Annotated in this window: 17 protein-coding genes; 14 read left to right on the top strand and 3 right to left on the bottom strand. The window is 62.0% G+C overall.

Translation table 11 applies throughout. The annotated features are described in order from the left end of the window. Positions 1 to 24 precede the first annotated feature (24 nt). From odhB to QMO82_RS21465, 7 genes are all read left to right on the top strand, one after another. A complete protein-coding gene (gene odhB / locus QMO82_RS21495; protein WP_183608638.1) occupies positions 25 to 1,287 on the top strand; it encodes a 2-oxoglutarate dehydrogenase complex dihydrolipoyllysine-residue succinyltransferase in 1,263 nt (420 codons plus the stop codon). 12 nt (positions 1,288 to 1,299) lie between these two features. Next, positions 1,300 to 2,049 carry a DUF4241 domain-containing protein gene (locus QMO82_RS21490; RefSeq protein WP_183608639.1) on the top strand — a complete coding sequence of 250 codons (750 nt, stop codon included), beginning with the start codon at positions 1,300 to 1,302 and terminating at the stop codon, positions 2,047 to 2,049. Next, positions 2,046 to 2,573: a hypothetical protein gene (locus tag QMO82_RS21485; RefSeq protein WP_183608640.1), complete on the top strand. Its 528-nt coding sequence runs from the start codon at positions 2,046 to 2,048 to the stop codon at positions 2,571 to 2,573. Before QMO82_RS21490 ends, QMO82_RS21485 begins: the two co-directional genes overlap by 4 nt. Continuing rightward, positions 2,570 to 3,322 carry an SDR family oxidoreductase gene (locus QMO82_RS21480; RefSeq protein WP_183608641.1) on the top strand — a complete coding sequence of 251 codons (753 nt, stop codon included), beginning with the start codon at positions 2,570 to 2,572 and terminating at the stop codon, positions 3,320 to 3,322. Before QMO82_RS21485 ends, QMO82_RS21480 begins: the two co-directional genes overlap by 4 nt. A gap of 20 nt (positions 3,323 to 3,342) precedes the next feature. Next, on the top strand, positions 3,343 to 3,981 hold the full coding sequence (locus tag QMO82_RS21475; RefSeq protein ID WP_183608642.1) for a LysE family translocator: 639 nt from the start codon (positions 3,343 to 3,345) through the stop codon (positions 3,979 to 3,981). Positions 3,982 to 4,007: 26 nt separating this feature from the next. Continuing rightward, entirely contained in the window at positions 4,008 to 5,414 is a 1,407-nt protein-coding gene (gene lpdA, locus QMO82_RS21470) for a dihydrolipoyl dehydrogenase (protein WP_183608643.1), read from the top strand. A 102-nt stretch (positions 5,415 to 5,516) separates the two neighbouring features. Further along, entirely contained in the window at positions 5,517 to 6,017 is a 501-nt protein-coding gene (locus QMO82_RS21465; protein WP_183608644.1) for a cytochrome b, read from the top strand. 597 nt (positions 6,018 to 6,614) lie between these two features. On the opposite strand, the gene QMO82_RS21460 is transcribed toward QMO82_RS21465, so the two are convergent. Further along, positions 6,615 to 7,691, bottom strand: coding sequence for a TraB/GumN family protein (locus tag QMO82_RS21460; protein WP_183608645.1), 1,077 nt, complete (start codon positions 7,689 to 7,691; stop codon positions 6,615 to 6,617). A gap of 198 nt (positions 7,692 to 7,889) precedes the next feature. Next, positions 7,890 to 8,825, bottom strand: coding sequence for a tyrosine recombinase XerC (locus QMO82_RS21455; protein WP_183608646.1), 936 nt, complete (start codon positions 8,823 to 8,825; stop codon positions 7,890 to 7,892). 140 nt (positions 8,826 to 8,965) lie between these two features. Here QMO82_RS21455 and QMO82_RS21450 point away from each other — a divergent pair, with 140 nt between their 5' ends. Both QMO82_RS21450 and QMO82_RS21445 read left to right on the top strand, forming a co-directional pair. After that, the gene (locus tag QMO82_RS21450) at positions 8,966 to 9,916 is read left to right on the top strand and encodes a GNAT family N-acetyltransferase (RefSeq protein WP_183608647.1); all 951 of its coding nucleotides are present in this window, start codon (positions 8,966 to 8,968) and stop codon (positions 9,914 to 9,916) included. A gap of 15 nt (positions 9,917 to 9,931) precedes the next feature. After that, positions 9,932 to 10,396: a GNAT family N-acetyltransferase gene (locus tag QMO82_RS21445; protein WP_183608648.1), complete on the top strand. Its 465-nt coding sequence runs from the start codon at positions 9,932 to 9,934 to the stop codon at positions 10,394 to 10,396. Here the strand turns inward: QMO82_RS21445 and QMO82_RS21440 are convergent. Beyond that, positions 10,377 to 11,309 (bottom strand): dihydrodipicolinate synthase family protein, encoded by a 933-nt coding sequence (locus QMO82_RS21440; protein WP_183608649.1) that lies wholly within the window; start codon positions 11,307 to 11,309, stop codon positions 10,377 to 10,379. The genes QMO82_RS21445 and QMO82_RS21440 overlap by 20 nt on opposite strands. 209 nt (positions 11,310 to 11,518) lie before the next feature. On the opposite strand from QMO82_RS21440, the gene QMO82_RS21435 reads away from it, so the two are divergent. The 5 genes from QMO82_RS21435 to QMO82_RS21415 all read left to right on the top strand — a co-directional run bounded on the left by QMO82_RS21435 (position 11,519) and on the right by QMO82_RS21415 (position 17,467). Then, complete coding sequence (locus QMO82_RS21435) at positions 11,519 to 13,735, top strand: primosomal protein N' (protein ID WP_183608650.1); 2,217 nt, start codon at positions 11,519 to 11,521, stop codon at positions 13,733 to 13,735. Between the two features lie 78 nt (positions 13,736 to 13,813). Next, positions 13,814 to 14,203: a DUF4345 domain-containing protein gene (locus QMO82_RS21430; protein ID WP_183608651.1), complete on the top strand. Its 390-nt coding sequence runs from the start codon at positions 13,814 to 13,816 to the stop codon at positions 14,201 to 14,203. A 255-nt stretch (positions 14,204 to 14,458) separates the two neighbouring features. Then, positions 14,459 to 15,025 (top strand): F0F1 ATP synthase subunit delta, encoded by a 567-nt coding sequence (locus tag QMO82_RS21425; protein WP_003589849.1) that lies wholly within the window; start codon positions 14,459 to 14,461, stop codon positions 15,023 to 15,025. Beyond that, on the top strand, positions 15,025 to 16,554 hold the full coding sequence (atpA, locus tag QMO82_RS21420) for a F0F1 ATP synthase subunit alpha (RefSeq protein WP_183608652.1): 1,530 nt from the start codon (positions 15,025 to 15,027) through the stop codon (positions 16,552 to 16,554). The genes QMO82_RS21425 and atpA overlap by 1 nt, the downstream gene beginning before the upstream one ends. A 28-nt stretch (positions 16,555 to 16,582) precedes the next feature. Further along, entirely contained in the window at positions 16,583 to 17,467 is an 885-nt protein-coding gene (locus tag QMO82_RS21415) for a F0F1 ATP synthase subunit gamma (protein ID WP_183608653.1), read from the top strand. The last annotated feature ends 2 nt before the right edge of the window (positions 17,468 to 17,469 follow it).

Genomic DNA, 17,469 nt, shown 5'->3' with positions numbered 1-17,469 from the left:
ACACACGAAATCAGGATCTGAACAATGGCCACAGAAATCCGCGTTCCAACTCTCGGTGAATCCGTCAGCGAGGCAACCGTCGGCACCTGGTTCAAGAAGGTCGGCGACGCCATCAAGGCCGATGAGCCGATTCTCGAGCTTGAAACCGACAAGGTGACCATCGAAGTTCCGGCACCGGCCTCCGGCACGCTTTCGGAAATCGTCGCTGCCGCCGGCGAAACCGTCGGGCTCGGCGCACTGCTCGGCCAGATCGCCGAAGGTGCTGCCGCTGCCGCCGCGCCGGCTGCTGCTGCACCGGCCGCCGCGCCTGCCCGGCCAGCCCCGGCTGCTCCCGCCCAGCCGGCACCGGTTGCCGCTGCGGCGGCATCGTCGGCGAGCGCTTCCGTCTCCACCATGCCGCCGGCCCCGGCGGCTTCGAAGATGCTGGCCGAAAACAACCTCTCCGCCGACCAGGTCGACGGTAGCGGCAAGCGCGGCCAGGTGCTGAAGGGTGATGTCATCGCCGCCGTCGCCAAGGGCATTTCCGCTCCGGCGGCCGCACCCGCCGCTCCTGCCGCTGCGCGTGGCCCGTCGACGGTCGAGGATGCCTCGCGCGAAGAGCGCGTGAAGATGACGCGTCTGCGTCAGACGATCGCCAAGCGCCTCAAGGACGCGCAGAACACCGCCGCCATGCTGACCACCTACAATGAGGTGGACATGAAGGCGGTCATGGATCTGCGCAACAAGTACAAGGACATTTTCGAGAAGAAGCACGGCGTCAAGCTCGGCTTCATGGGCTTCTTCACCAAGGCGGTGACGCATGCGCTGAAGGAATTGCCGGCCGTCAACGCCGAAATCGACGGCACCGACGTCATCTACAAGAATTACTGCCATGTCGGCATGGCCGTCGGCACCGACAAGGGCCTCGTCGTTCCTGTCATCCGCGACGCCGACCAGATGTCGATCGCCGAAATCGAGAAGGAGCTCGGCCGTCTTGCCAAGGCAGCCCGTGATGGCTCGCTCTCCATGGCCGATATGCAGGGCGGCACCTTCACCATCACCAATGGCGGCGTCTACGGTTCGCTGATGTCTTCGCCGATCCTGAACGCACCGCAGTCCGGCATTCTCGGCATGCACAAGATCCAGGAGCGGCCGGTGGCGATCGGCGGCCAGGTGGTCATCCGTCCGATGATGTATCTGGCGCTTTCCTACGATCACCGCATCGTCGACGGCAAGGAAGCGGTCACCTTCCTCGTGCGTGTCAAGGAAAGCCTCGAAGATCCGGAACGTCTGGTTCTCGACCTCTAAGGAGCGTTTTCGATGCGGAACCGGATCATGCGAGCGGCGCGCCTTCTTCTTTGCGCTGCCGCCGCGCATGTCCCGGTCTCTGCGTCGGCGGCCGGCTGGGACGTTGGCAAGGCAAGCAGCAATTTCGAGCTGGCGGCACTCAGCGACGCCGAACTTTCCGGACGGTCGATCGGCGTGATCCATATGGGGAATGTCGAGCTGACCTCCGGACGCATCGTCGCGGCCGACCCGCTCGCGCAGCCCGATCGTCCGCCGCTCGCCAGGACGGTTGCGCCGGGCGAATATCCGGTGACGCTCTACCAGGCCTTCGGGCGCATCGCGGTCGCCAGCATGCGGTTTGCCGAGGGCAAGCCGGATCATTGGGAGCTTGCGGTCCTGCCCGGGCAGGATCCGGCGACGCTGAAGGACGGCGAGATTTTCGGCTATCCGGTCGATGCAGGTCTCGGTTGCTACATGGATGCGGAGACGCTTCCTCTGATCGGTGAACGCGAAGCGCAGCTGCAGGCGCAGAAGCCTGACGCCGACATCAATTACTACGACGATGTGCTGGCCTCGGATCTCGATGCCAACAAGGGCACCTATGCACTGCACCGGCCGGTCGCCGGCAAAAAGGGCAATGTCGCGGTGTTCTGGAGCGGCTGGGGTGACGGTTTCTATCCGGTTTTCTGGGGGCTCGACAAGGACGGCCGCGCGCTGGTGCTGCTGACGGATTTCAGCGTGATCGCGAATGCCGACGGACGAAGGGAGCCGAAGCTGCAATGAGCGGTGGGATCGGTATCACGATGGGGCGGAAGGGTGTGGCTGCAATCGCGGCGGCCGCATTTTTCGGCGTTCCTGTGACCGCCTTCGCCGCCGCCTGCAAGCAGGAACGGGCCGTCTATGTCGATCGCGACGGTGCCTATGAATTGCGATTTGCACCGTTGAATTCTCCATCCGCCGCCAGCAACCAGTTCAAGGTCCGCGCGCTCAGGACGGCAGTCGTGATGGAAGGTTATGTCATGCCATCGGAAGATCCGGTGCGTGCCATCGGCATCCTGATGTTCAATTGCCCCGAGGGCGACGCCACCGGCGCCGATCTCAATGCCTGCACGGTCTGGCAGGGCGCCGTCTACGGCATGGATGCCGAGGGTGAGCTGGACAATCTGCAGCCGGAAGGCGCTGCGGCGGCTGAAAAGCTCGTGCTTCCCGGCCTTGGTCCTGCCATTCGCGAATCCAGCGCCTGGGGCGAGGGCAAGGCTTCCGTGGCGCCTTGGGACGTGCTTGTTTTCAAGGAGTGTGCGACATGAGCGATGCACCTGTTGTTCTCGTGACCGGCGGAAGCCGAGGCATCGGCGCTGCGGTCTCGCGCCTCGCCGCGCGCCAGGGCTGGCGTGTCGCGGTGAATTACGCCTCCAACCGCAAGGCCGCGGATGCCGTCGTTGCGGCGATTGCAAAAGGCGGCGGCGAGGCCGTGGCGATTGAGGGCGATGTCGGCAAGGCTGCAGATATCGTCTCGATGTTTGCGGCCGTCGACCGGCATTTCGGCCGGCTCGACGGGCTCGTCAACAATGCCGGCGTCGTCGACTATCCGCAGCGGGTCGACGAGATGTCGGCGGAGCGGATCGAGCGCATGCTGCGCATCAATGTGACCGGCTCCATGCTCTGCGCCGCAGAGGCGATACGCCGCATGTCGAGCCGGCACGGTGGCGAGGGAGGCGCGATCGTCAACGTCTCGTCGATGGCGGCGATCCTCGGTTCGGCGACGCAGTATGTCGATTATGCCGCCTCGAAGGCGGCGATCGACACGTTCACCGTCGGGCTGGCGCGCGAGGTTGCAGCCGAAGGCATCCGCGTGAATGCCATAAGGCCAGGCATCATCGAAACCGACCTCCATGCTTCCGGCGGCTTGCCCGACCGGGCGCGCGAGATGGCGCCGTCGGTCCCGATGCAGCGCGCGGGTACGCCCGATGAGGTGGCGGATGCGATCCTCTATCTTCTGTCACCTTCGGCTTCCTATATAACCGGCGCGATCCTCAATGTGAGCGGCGGCCGCTAGAGCGACGGGGCAAAAACAGCATGCAGTATATTCTCGAATTCCTTGGCCTGATGGCCGTCTTCTCGATCTTCATCGTCGTGCCGGGCGCCGATTTCGCCGTCATCCTGCGTCAGAGCATCGTGCATGGACGCCGCGCCGCTGTCATGACCGGGCTCGGCATGGGCTTCTCGCTGCTCTTCCACATCAGCTACACGATCCTCGGCCTCGGTCTCATCGTGTCGAAATCGCTGATGCTGTTTGCGATGATCAAATGGGCTGGTGTCACCTATCTCGTCTATCTCGGCATCAAGTCGTTCCGCGAGCCTGGCTTCAAGGTGAGGGATATCGAGGTGACGGCCGAAGACCGCGAGCCGGTCTCGATGCTGAAGTGCCTCGGCATGGGCTTCATCACCAATGCGCTGAACCCGAAGCCGGTGCTGTTCTTCCTGTCGCTGTTTTCGACGCTCGTGCATCACGATACGCCGGCGCTGATCCAGTTTTCCTACGGCATCGGCATGGCGACGGCGCTGGTCGCCTGGTTTGCCGGCGTCTCCTATTTCTTCACGGTCAAGACGATCCGTGACCGCTTCATCGCCAGCGGCAAATGGTTCAACCGCGTCACCGGAGCGGCGCTCGTCGGCTTCGGCTTCCGCCTCGCATTGTCGCGCGCGGCCGATTAAACGAAAAATCCAAAGGGAAAGAAGCAATGTCCTACGATGTGATCATTATCGGAACCGGCCCGGGCGGCTATGTCTGCGCCGTCAAGGCTGCCCAACTCGGCCTTAAGGTGGCCGTCATCGAAAAGCGGGCGACCTATGGCGGCACCTGCCTGAATGTCGGCTGCATTCCGTCGAAGGCGCTGCTGCATGCCTCCGAAATGTTCCATCAGGCCGGCCACGGCATGAGCGCGCTCGGGATCGACGTCCCGGCGCCGACGCTTAACCTCGGCAATATGATGGCGCATAAGGATGCGACGGTGAAGGCGAATGTCGACGGCGTCGCCTTCCTCTTCAAGAAGAACAAGATCGATGCCATCAAGGGCACCGGCAAGATCGTCTCGGCCGGCAAGGTTTCCGTCACCGCCGAAGACGGCACGGTCCAGGAGATCGAAGGCAAGAGCATCGTCATCGCCACCGGCTCCGACGTCGCCGGCATTCCCGGCGTCCAGGTCGAGATCGATGAAAAGACCATCATCTCGTCCACCGGCGGCATCGCGCTGGAGAAAGTGCCGGAAACGCTGATCGTCGTCGGCGGCGGCGTCATCGGCCTCGAGCTCGGCTCGGTCTGGTCGCGCCTCGGCGCCAAGGTCACTGTCGTCGAATATCTCGACACCATCCTCGGCGGCATGGACGGCGAAGTATCCAAGCAGTTCCAGCGCATGCTCGCCAAGCAGGGCATCGATTTCAATCTCAGCGCCAAGGTGACCGGCGTCGAAAAGGGCGACAAGGGCGCCAAGGTCACGTTCGAGCCGGTCAAGGGCGGCGACAAGGTGACGCTCGACGCCGAAGTCGTGCTGATCGCCACCGGCCGCAAACCCTATACAGCGGGTCTCGGTCTGGAAGAGGCCGGCGTGGCGCTCGACAATCGCGGCCGCGTCGAGATCGACGGTCACTTCAAGACTAATGTCGACGGCATCTATGCGATCGGTGACGTGGTCAAGGGTCCGATGCTGGCGCACAAGGCGGAAGACGAGGGCGTGGCGCTTGCCGAAATCCTCGCCGGTCAGCACGGCCATGTGAACTACGAGGTCATTCCGAGCGTCGTTTACACCCAGCCGGAAATCGCTTCGGTCGGCAAGACCGAGGAAGAGCTGAAGGCGGCAGGCGTCGCCTACAAGGTCGGCAAGTTCCCCTTCACCGCGAACGGCCGAGCCCGCGCGATGTTGGCGACCGACGGCTTCGTCAAGATCCTTGCCGACAAGGAAACCGACCGGGTGCTCGGCGGCCACATCGTCGGCTTCGGCGCCGGCGAGATGATTCACGAGATCGCCGTACTGATGGAGTTCGGCGGTTCGTCGGAAGATCTCGGCCGTACCTGCCACGCGCATCCAACAATGTCGGAAGCGGTGAAAGAGGCCGCGCTCGCGACCTTCTTCAAGCCGATCCATATGTAATCTTACATATTCGTAACAAAGCATACAGCCGCTTGCCGGAAGGCAGGCGGCTGTTTTAGTTGTTGCGTATCGTAGAATTCAGCATCCGCGAAGGTCCAGAAAATGCAGCAGCCGTCCATCATAAGTTACAGCCTGAGCCAGCGTTTTCTTCACTGGGCGGTGGCGCTGCTGATCTTCTTCAACCTGCTGTTTCCCGACGGTATGAATATCTGGCGTCGGCTGATGCGCAGAGGCCAGGTACCGACGCCAGAGCAGATTTCGTCGGCGAATATCCATGCCTATGTCGGCATCGCCATCCTGCTGCTTGCCGTCCTCAGGCTCGGGCTGCGTTTTACCAAGGGCGTTCCAGACGAGGTCGCACAGGAGCCGGCGATCTTCCGTCTTGCAGCGAGGCTTGCCCATGCCGGCCTCTACATCCTGATCTTCGCGATGCCGCTTTCCGGCATCGCCGCCTACTATTTCGGTATCGATCCCGCCGGTTCGTTCCACGCGGATATCCTGAAGATCATTCTCTGGGCGCTGATCGCGGCGCATGTCGCCGGCGCCCTTGTTCATCAGTTCTATTGGAAAAGCAATGTGCTGCGCCGCATGACGCTCGGGTGATCGCCGGCGGGCTGGGTTCACTTGCTGCAACTGATCGATCAGGCGGCAATAATCGGGAGTTCGACTTGGCTATCGTTGGTTCACAACGCTTCCCGTTCCATGGAAAAGACGCCTTCCCACCGTCACCCCAGTTTCCTTGGAATGCCGAGAAATCCGATGTGAAGATTATAACCAGATTCCCGTGGCCATACCTGTCTTGCCAGACGAGTTTGCGAGTCAAATCATTCCCGTCATCGTCGTCGTTCGGCTCGAACAGGGAGCCCGTGACGGCTTGCCCTTTATCGAAGAACACGTAGCTTCCCGTTATCTTGCTGTCTGTGACACTTGAAACGAAGGTCGTCTCCGCCTCTGTCATGACGCCGCCCGACAGGAGCTGTCCGCAATACGTCCCCGCCGGCAAGCGATGGTCCTCAGTGGCGGTGGCGATGCATGAGATACTGCAAGCGGCCAGAATTGCGACCATTCGCAAATGGCTGATAATTTTCAATTTGTGCTTCCGCGGTGACGATAAAGAGCCGGCCTGATTAATGGTTTCCATCTCCGGCGAAAGCAATTGGTTTTCGGAATCAAAGTTCACTTCAAAGGTGCTGTCAGTCTTTAGTTTACCGCGGTAACGGTAAAGCCCTGCTGGCGCAGCAGTTCGATGACGCCGTCCTTGCCTGGCAGGTGCAGGGCGCCGACGGCCATGAAGACATTGCCGCCGTCGAGAATGGGGGCGGCGCGCTCGGCCATGACCTTGTTGCGGTCGAGGATGACGCGCTGTTCGAAGGCGGCGTAGTCGTTGCTTTCGTCCTTATTCTCCGGCGTCACGGTCTTCAGCATCGGCATGGTCATGCCGATGTCGCCGGAGAGATAGAGGTCGGTCATCGTCTCCACCACATCGCTCATCTTGTCGCCGAGCTCCAGCGTCTCGATCAGCGATTTCAGATGGAATTCGATCGGCAGGTCGGCCATGGCCTGGATCTGTTCGACGAGCGTTTCCAGCCCCTTGACCTGTTTGCCCTGAGCAGCGGCGTCGGTGGCGATCTTCTGGTCGAGGAACTGCACGCCTTTTGCCTTGCGGGCGATTTCGCAGGCCGGCAGGGCGACGGCGCTCGAGATCATCCACGGCCGCATGCGGGAGACGGCACCGAGCGGGATGCCACGCTGCTTCAAGCCGGCTTCGAGGCGCTTGTAGTCCTCGGGAGAAAGCAGCTTGTCGATCGTCGTACCGTCGGTGAACATCGTCAATTCAGGCTTTGCGAGCAAGGCCGCGGTCGCTTTGCGCTCATCGAGGATCTCGTCGGATTCGATGATGATCGTATTTGCCGCATCATGGGCGGCCTGGGCGCGCGGCGGCAGGGCCAGCACACGCGGATCGGTGACATGCATGCTGCCGAGCAGCCACGAGGGTGCAAGTCCGGGCTTTTCGATTTTCCAGAAGATGCCCTTGCCGTTCGGCGTTGCGTCGGCTTCCTTCACCGCCTCGGCATAGCGGGCGGGATCGTTCTGCTGCAGCTCGACTATCAGGTTGCGGCCGGTACAGGCCGCGTCTTCGGCCGCCGCCGGCCTGGCGGCCAGGAAGGCGACAAACAGCGCGGCAAGAAGCAGCATGTGAAAGGCTGCAATCAGCCAGAGCAACAGATTGGCCGGCACTGCGAGGTAAGACGTCCGGCGGCCGATTGATGTCGTCATGATGGGTGTTCCGATCACATGCTCTATAGGCTTCATGCTCTACGCCCGGCTTGCGGATATTCCTTTAAGAGAATGCCTTAACGAAAGCTTAAAGCGCATCACATTCAATCCGGTGCATGCGATGCGCTTTAAGCTTTAGGTCTATAGTTTATGCATGTCGTTGTCCCAAAACCGCTGCGCACTTTTGGGCGACATGCATTAGGCGCGCGGATGCGCCCGATCATACACTTCGAGCAGCCGCGAGGCATCCACCCCGGTATAGACCTGCGTTGTCGAAAGGCTGGCATGGCCGAGCAGTTCCTGGATGGTGCGCAGATCGCCGCCGCCGGCAAGCAGGTGGGTGGCGAAGGAGTGGCGAAGCGCATGCGGCGTCGCCGTCTCCGGCAGGCCGAAGGCGCTGCGCAGCTTCTGCATGGCGCGTTGGATGATCGCCGCCTGCAGCTTGCCGCCGCGGGCGCCGCGAAACAGCGGCTCACTGCTTTCGAGATGATGGGGGCAGAGCGTGCGGTATTTCTCGACCGCGTCGAAAACCACCGAGAGCAGCGGTACCAGCCGCGTCTTGTTGCCCTTGCCGGTGATGCGCAGCGTTGTCGCGCCCTTCTGCAGGTCGGCGGGAACGAGGTCCAGCGCCTCGGAGATGCGCAGGCCGCAACCGTAAAGCAGGGTCATGACAGCCGCATCGCGGGCGGCGATCCAGGGTTCGTCGTGGAGCTGGGCTTCGTCGCTGACGACGGTGATCGCCTGGGTGTCCGAGAGCGGCTTGGGCAGTGATTTCGGCTGCTTCGGCGAACGGATCGCAGCAGCACCGGCGGCATTGACCAGGCCCTTCTTTTCGAGATGGCGCAGCAGCGAGCGAAGGCCGGCGAGATTGCGGCCGAGCGAGCGCGCGCCGGACCCCTGTTTGCGCCGCGCTGCGAGGAAGGCGCGGAAATCGGCGGGGCGCAATTCCCTGATATCGCCAAGTGTCGCCGGGCCGGCGAGATGGCCGGTCAGAAAGGTCAGGAACTGGCGGGTGTCGCGTTCATAGGCATCGAGTGTGTGCTCGGAAAGACGCCGCTCGCGCGCGAGATTTTCGAGCCACGCGGCCCGTTCCGCCATCAGGCCGGGATCGGCGATTACAAGCAGTTCATTCACGTCGCTGGCCTTGAATTTGCCTTCAAGTCCGCCAATTTGAAGCAGGAACGGTTATGAAATTGCTAATGCCGGCCAAACCTTTGTCATCCCTGGATCATATTCTACTGCGATAGTTTTATACCCCATAGACAGGATCTTTCATGGCACGGCGCGATTCCATGACGGCTTTCGGACAGCTCGCGGAAGCGATCGCACTCGTTTCACAGGGAAAGCCTGGTCATATCGTCGACACGCTGATTGCCGAACGCGGGCAGAGGATTGTGAAAAATCCACTCTGGCCGCTCATGCGGCCGTTCCTCTACACGCTGCTGCGCTATAACAAGGCGCTCGAATTCGCCAATGCAGTCGCCAAAATGCCAGGTTTCCAGTCGTTCGAATATCTGAGCGACGTGCTGAAACTCGACATCGGCATCGTCAATGGCGAACGCATCCCCGATGTTGGCGGTTTCATCCTCGTCAGCAACCACCCGACCGGCATCGCCGACGGTGTCGCCGTGTTCGATCTCCTGAAAGCGCGCCGGCCGGATATGATGTTCTTTGCCAATCGCGATGCGATCCGCGTCAATCCGCGCTTTGCCGAGATGATCATTCCCGTCGAATGGCGGGAGGAATACAAGAGCAAGCTGAAGGCGCGTGAGACGCTGCAATTGACCAACCACGCGGTGCGGGAAGGCAAGGCGACGGTGCTCTTTCCCTCGGGCCGCATCGCCTACTGGGCGAACGGCCGGCTGAACGAGCGCCCATGGAAGAACTCGGCCGTCGGGCTGGCGCGCAAATACAATTTGCCGATCCTTCCCGTCCATATGACGGCGCGCAATTCCGGCCTGTTCTACTGGCTGGCGAAATGGTCGACGGAGCTTCGCGACATGACGGTCTTTCACGAGTTGCTGAACAAACGCGGCGACCGCTTCGATTTCGTGATCGGCAATCTCATTCCGGCCGAACATCTGGACGGCGACCTCAACGAGGTGACGAAGGCGCTGGAGAAACATACGGTGCACGACATGGCTGGGGATGGCGACGCGATCTTTATGCCGGTCGGCCAGCCGGCTGCGGCGGTGAGCCGCGAGCTCCCGGTTCCTGCAGCCTAGATTCCCGCCACGATCATGACAATCGATATCCATATGATCCGCGATCGATTGCCGCGGGAAATCGCAGATCTCGAAAGCGCGGCCCGGCAAGAGGGGTATCGCCATATCACCCGCCTTGTCGACGAATGGGCGGCTGGCGATATCAGGTTCGAGCGCGACGGTGAAAGATTGCTTAGCGCCTATGTTGGGGAGGCGCTCGCCGGCATCGGCGGCATGACCGTCCAAGGCGCCATGTCAGGGGCGTTGCGGATGCGGCGTTTCTACATCAGCCCTGCAATGCGCAGGCGCGGCATCGGCCGGATGCTGGCCCCGGCGCTGCTCGAGCATGCGCGGTCGTCCTGCAGCATCGTCACCGTTCATGCGGGAAACGATGGCGCGGCGAAATTCTGGGAGTCGCTCGGATTTCCGGCCAACGGACGGGACGGACACACACATCGTCTCGATCTGCACGGGTCGAGCCTCACGCCCCGATCTCCTTGAGGCGGATCGTCTGACGCGCCAACAACCGCTCGACATCGGCAATATCGAGCGCCGAGAGCCGGGCGCCCGGTTTGCGCAGGGTGGCGGATTTGATCACGCCGCGCTTGGCAAGCACATATTTGCGCGAGGCAAGGCCGATGCCCTGCTGCTGTTCGTAGCGGGCGAGCGGCAGATAGGCATCGAAGATCGCATGGGCACGATCGGGATTTCCGGCGGCATAGGCTTCGACGACGCCGACCATCATCTCAGGATAACAGAAGCCGGTCATGGCGCCGTCGGCGCCGCGGCCCATCTCTTCGGGCAGGAAAAGCCCGCCATTGCCGCAAAGGATGGAGATGCGCCGCATGCCGCCCTTGTCGCTAGCGGCGCGAAGTGCAGTGATCTTCGAAAGACCCGGCCAATCCTCGTGCTTGAGCATGACGCAATTCGGCACCTGGTTGACGATGCGCTCGATGACCTGGGGCGCGATCGTCACATTGGTGGTGAGCGGATAATCCTGCAGCACAAAGGGCGTATCGTTAAGGGCCTCGCCGACCGACTGGTAGAAGGCGAAGGCCTGGTCGTCAGTCTTGACGGTCCAGGGCGGCGCAACCATGACGCCGGCAGCTCCCACTCCCATGACCGCTTCGGCAAGTTCGCGCATCGGCGCAAGTCCCGGCGCCGAGACGCCGACGACGACGGGAAGACGGCCGCCCAGCCGCTTCAGCACCCGTTCGACCACGATCCGCGATTCCTCGGCGGTCAGCTTCGAGGCCTCGCCGAGCTGGCCAAGCACCGTTAGGCCGGTGACGCCGGCGCCCTCGTAGAAATCGACCATGCTGTCGATGCTTTCGAGATCGAGCGCGCCGTCATCGGTGAACGGGGTTACGGCGATCACATAGACGCCCTTGGCATCTTCGGTCAGTCTGGCCATTGGTGCTCTCCACTTCCGCGGCCGAAGAACAGCGCTTCGGCTTCGAATAAGATTTTCCGGCAATCTATGCGGCCAATCGCTTGCCCGGCAACCTTTTCGTTCGGGATACGGGCGATCTCGGCAAAGGAGCGCAATCACATTCTCCGCCGGAGACGCCGCCTTGTCTTTGCGGTTCCAATTCCGTCGATTTGCGGGCATGGTCTCGCCCGATGAGCACAGATTCGTCCGATCTCTTTGGCGCGCTTTTCGAGGCACCGCCCGCGAACCGAACGGTTCCCGTGCTGGTGCCGATGCCGGCGCCCAAACCCTATTCCTATTCGGTGCCGGATGGCATGGCGGTCGAGCCCGGCTCGGTCGTGCAGGTGCCGCTCGGGCCCCGGCAGGTGATCGGCGTCGTCTGGGACGGCGGCGAGGACGGTGTCGATCCGAAGAAGCTTAGGCCGATCAGCCATGTCTTCGACTGCCCGCCGCTCTCCCGGGAAATGCGCGATTTCATCGACTGGGTGGCGACCTACACGCTCTCACCGCCCGGCCTCGTCGCTCGCATGGCGCTGAGGGCGCCGAACGCCTTCGAGCCGGAACCGATGGTGGAGGGATTGAAGCTGGTCGGCGGCGAACCGGATCGGATGACGCCGGCGCGCGCCCGGGTGCTCGACACGGCCTCCGACGGCCTTTCCTGGACACGCAGCGGCCTGGCGCACGCGGCAGGCGTCTCGACGAGCGTCGTCGACGGGCTGATCACGCTCGGCATCTTCGAGACGATATTCCTGCCGCCGCCGCCTGTTGTGGCGATGCCTGATCCCGATTTTGCTGCCGCGCGCCTCGAAGGGCCGCAGAAGGCGGCGGCCGAAGAGATCGTTGCCGACGTCCGCAAGGGCGAATTTTCGGTGTCGCTGATCGACGGGGTGACCGGTTCCGGCAAGACCGAGGTTTATTTCGAGGCGATTGCCGAGACGCTGAAACGCGGCAAGCAGGTGCTGATCCTGCTGCCGGAAATTGCGCTGACGGCAAGTTTCATGGAGCGTTTCCAGGACCGCTTCGGGGCAAAACCGGCCGAATGGCATTCCGATCTGGCGCCGCGTATGCGCGAGAAGGTCTGGCGCCAGGCGGTGACCGGCGAGGTGCGCGTCGTGGCCGGTGCCCGCTCGGCGCTCTTCCTGCCCTTCGAGGATCTCGGTCTGATCATCGTCGATGAGGAGCACGATCCTGCCTACAAGCAGGAGGATCGCGTCTTCTACAATGCCCGCGACATGGCTGTGGTGCGCGGCCGCATCGGCGATTTTCCCGTCATTCTGGTATCGGCGACGCCGTCGGTGGAAAGCCAGGTCAACGGACAGAGTGGCCGCTACAGCACCGTCCATCTGCCGACGCGTTTCGGCGATGCAGCGCTGCCGGACCTGCATCTCGTCGACATGCGCCGGCACGCGCCGGAGCGCGGCGGCTTCCTGTCGCCGGTGTTGATCCGGGCGATCGGCAAGACGGTGGAGAAGCGGGAACAGGCGCTGCTGTTTCTCAACCGGCGCGGTTATGCGCCGCTGACGCTCTGCCGGGTCTGCGGCCATCGGTTCCAATGCCCGCAATGTTCGAGCTGGCTGGTGGAGCATCGCTTCCGCAAGCAGCTGCAATGCCATCAATGCGGCCATGCCGAGCGCACGCCGGAAGCGTGCCCGGAATGCGGCACGCTCGACCATCTCGTTGCCTGCGGGCCAGGCGTCGAGCGCATCGCCGAGGAGGTGGAGCGGCATTTCCCGGAGGCGCGGACGATCGTTCTCTCCTCGGATATCATGGGCGGGGTGAAGCGGCTGCGGTTGGAGCTGGACGCGATCGCCAAGGGCGAGGCGGATATTGTCATCGGCACCCAGCTCGTCGCCAAGGGGCACAATTTTCCGCTGATGACGCTGGTCGGCATTGTCGATGCCGATCTCGGGCTTGCCAATGGCGATCCGCGCGCGGCCGAACGCACGTTCCAGCTTTTGTCGCAGGTGACCGGCCGGGCCGGCCGCACCGGCCTCAAGAGCCATGGGCTGCTGCAGACTTATCAGCCGCAGCATCCTGTGATGCAGGCGATCGTATCAGGCGATTCCGACGCCTTCTACGAGCGCGAAATCACCGAACGCGAACGCGCCGTATTGCCGCCCTTCGGTAGGCTCGCCTCGATTATCGTTTCGGCCGAAACCCGCCATGACGCTGAAAACCATGCGCGCGGCATACGCAACGCCGCGCCGCAGGTGTCGGGCATCTCGGTGCTCGGCCCGGCCGAAGCGCCGCTCGCGCTGGTCCGCGGCCGCCACCGCTTCCGCCTCCTGGTGCACGGCCGGCGGAACTCCGACATGCAGGGGTTCCTGCGGGCGATGCTGTCGCAATCGCCCAAGGAGCGCGGATCGGTGCAGGTGCAGCTCGATATCGATCCGCAGAGTTTTCTCTAAAACATCACGCCGCCATTTCCTCCCTTTCTGGCGCATGCCATAAAACACTGATTCATCCGGGTGATTTGGGGCTGACGCATGGAGTTTTATTTTCCGACCGAGCTTGGCGAGCAGCTTGCCTTTTGCTCTGCCGCTTTCACGGCGCTCGCCGGCTTCATCATGATGTTCGCGCCGGGCCATACTTTCCGTCTTCTCGGTCTGCAGGCGCAGGAGGGGCGGCCGGAAGGTTTTGGTGAGGGACGCTCGATGGGCGGTTTCTATCTCGGCTTCGGCCTCTCGGCGATCATGCTCGCCCAGGATTGGATCTACATGGCGCTCGGCGCCTCTTTCGCGATGGCGGCCTTTGCCCGCATCATCTCGATCCTGTCCGATAAGGGGAGTAATATCGTCAACTATTTACTCCTGGTTGTGCAAATCGCTTTGGCCGCGCTACCGCTGCTCTACGCTTTCGGTTTCATCCAGACTTGACTCTCGCTGCCGGCAGACGGCTTCTGCGGCCTGCTTTCAGGCCATTGCGCAATTTTGCGAACAGAAATTCATGTGAAAGGCGTATTCGGGCATTACGCGTGTTGCGAGTCCGAACATCCTATGTTAGACGGACCCCGAATTTCGGAAGAAGCAAGAGGCTTCTCTTGTGATTTCTGGGGGAAATCAAAACGAATTCAAGATCATAGGTTCGGCGCCCGCCGAGAGCCGGATTTTGGGTTGAAATCAGGGAAATTTGTGCCAGTGGCAGACACGTCCCAGCTTACATCTGGTGTTGCCGAGCGCTATGCCTCGTCGCTTTTCGATCTGGCGCTCGAGCAGGGCGCCGTCGATAGCGTAACCGCCGATCTTGACCGTTTCCAGGCGATGCTGGATGAGAGCGCCGATCTGAAGCGCTTCGTCGCAAGCCCGGTTTTCTCCGCTGAAGACCAGCTGAAGGCGATCGTCGCCATCAGCGAGAAGGCCGGCATCAGCGGCTTCTTTGCCAATTTCCTGAAGGTCGTGGCGCGCAACCGCCGCCTGTTCGCCCTGCCGGGCATGATCAAGGCCTTCCGCATCATCGCCGCGAACCATCGCGGTGAAATCTCCGCCGAGGTCACCTCGGCGCATGCGCTGTCGCAAGCGCAGGAAACCGAATTGAAGGTGGCACTCAAGAGCGTTACCGGCAAAGACGTGACGATTGCCGTCACGGTTGATCCGTCAATTCTTGGTGGTCTGATCGTGAAGGTCGGGTCCCGTCAGATTGATACGTCTCTTCGTACCAAACTCTCTACCCTTAAGCTCGCATTGAAAGAGGTTGGCTGATGGATATCCGCGCCGCGGAAATTTCCGCAATTCTCAAAGACCAGATCAAAAATTTCGGCAAAGAGGCAGAAGTCTCGGAAGTCGGCCAGGTTCTCTCCGTCGGTGACGGTATCGCTCGTGTCTACGGTCTGGACAATGTCCAGGCCGGTGAAATGGTCGAGTTCCCCGGCGGCATCCGCGGCATGGCTCTGAACCTTGAATCCGACAATGTCGGCGTCGTTATTTTCGGCTCCGACCGCGACATCAAGGAAGGCGACACCGTCAAGCGGACCGGCGCCATCGTCGACGTTCCGGTTGGTCCGGAACTGCTCGGCCGCGTCGTCGACGCGCTCGGCAATCCGATCGACGGCAAGGGCCCGATCAACGCGACGCGTCGTTCGCGCGTCGATATCAAGGCTCCGGGCATCATTCCGCGCAAGTCGGTTCATGAGCCGATGTCGACCGGCCTCAAGGCCATCGATGCGCTTATCCCGGTCGGTCGCGGCCAGCGCGAGCTCGTCATCGGCGACCGCCAGACCGGCAAGACCGCGATCCTGCTCGATGCCTTCCTCAACCAGAAGGCCATTCACGACAACGGTCCGGAAGGCGAAAAGCTCTACTGTGTCTATGTCGCCATCGGCCAGAAGCGCTCGACCGTCGCCCAGTTCGTCAAGGTGCTCGAAGAGCGCGGCGCGCTGAAGTATTCGATCATCGTTGCCGCCACCGCTTCCGATCCGGCTCCGATGCAGTATCTGGCACCGTTTGCCGGCTGCGCCATGGGCGAATATTTCCGTGACAACGGCATGCACGCGCTGATCGGTTACGACGACCTTTCCAAGCAGGCCGTTTCCTACCGTCAGATGTCGCTGCTGCTGCGCCGCCCGCCGGGCCGTGAAGCCTATCCGGGCGACGTTTTCTACCTGCACTCGCGTCTCCTCGAGCGCGCTGCGAAGATGAACGACGACCAGGGCGCCGGCTCGCTGACCGCTCTTCCGGTTATCGAAACGCAGGGCAACGACGTGTCGGCCTTTATTCCGACCAACGTCATCTCGATCACCGACGGCCAGATCTTCCTTGAAACCGACCTGTTCTATCAGGGCATCCGCCCGGCCGTGAACGTCGGTCTCTCGGTCTCCCGCGTCGGTTCCGCGGCACAGATCAAGGCGATGAAGCAGGTTGCCGGCTCGATCAAGGGCGAACTCGCCCAGTATCGCGAAATGGCCGCCTTCGCCCAGTTCGGTTCGGATCTTGACGCTGCGACGCAGCGCCTGCTGAACCGTGGCGCGCGCCTGACCGAACTCCTGAAGCAGCCGCAGTTCTCGCCGCTGAAGACGGAAGAGCAGGTCGCTGTGATTTTTGCAGGCGTCAACGGCTATCTCGACAAGCTGCCGGTTGCTTCGGTCGGCAAGTTCGAGCAGGGCTTCCTCTCATATCTGCGTTCGGAAGGCTCTGCCATCCTCGACGCGATCCGCACGGAAAAGGCAATCAGCGACGATATCAAGGGCAAGCTCACCGCTGCTCTCGATAGCTTCGCAAAGTCTTTCTCGTAATCAGGCCCTAAGTTAGGACGGATCACGGATGCCTTCACTTAAGGATCTGAAAAACCGGATCGCCTCCGTCAAGGCGACGCAGAAGATCACCAAGGCGATGAAAATGGTCGCCGCGGCGAAGCTTCGGCGTGCGCAGGAGGCGGCCGAGGCCGCGCGTCCCTATTCGCAGCGCATGGGTGCGGTTCTGGCGAACATCGCCAAGGCCGTCACCGATGCGGACGGCGCACCGACGCTGATGACCGGCACCGGCAAGGACCAGGTTCACCTTTTGGTGGTCTGCACGGCCGAACGCGGTCTCTGCGGCGGCTTCAACTCGCAGATCGCACGTTTTGCACGCGACCATGTCCGCAGGCTGCTTGCCGAAGGCAAGACGGTGAAGATCTTCACCGTCGGCAAGAAGGGTTACGACATCCTTCGCCGCGAATTCGCTTCGCTGATCATCGAGCGCAAGGAGTTGCGCGACGTCAAGAAGATCGGCTTCGAGAATGCCGACCAGATTGGCAAGCGCGTCATCGAGATGTATGACGCCGGCGAATTCGACGTCTGCACGCTGTTCTATTCCGAGTTCAAGTCGGTGATCAGCCAGATCCCGACGGCGCAGCAGCTCATCCCGGCTTCGACGGGTGCGGTGCAGAACGAAGATGCCGCCCATGCAGGCGCCGTCTACGAATATGAGCCGGATCCGGCATCGATCCTCGAAGATCTGATCCCGCGCAACATCTCCGTCCAAATCTTCCGCGCGCTCCTCGAGAACGTCGCAGGCGAAATGGGCGCCAAGATGAGCGCTATGGACAATGCGACGCGTAATGCCGGTGAGATGATCAATAAGCTGACGCTGAGCTACAACCGCCAGCGTCAGGCGCAGATCACCAAGGAACTCATTGAAATCATTTCGGGCGCGGAAGCGCTCTGAGG

Source organism: Rhizobium sp. BT04 (assembly GCF_030053135.1).
Taxonomy (GTDB): domain Bacteria; phylum Pseudomonadota; class Alphaproteobacteria; order Rhizobiales; family Rhizobiaceae; genus Rhizobium; species Rhizobium binxianense.
The sequence above is the reverse complement of the archived record's forward strand: the minus strand, read 5'-3'. Positions and strand labels throughout refer to the sequence as shown.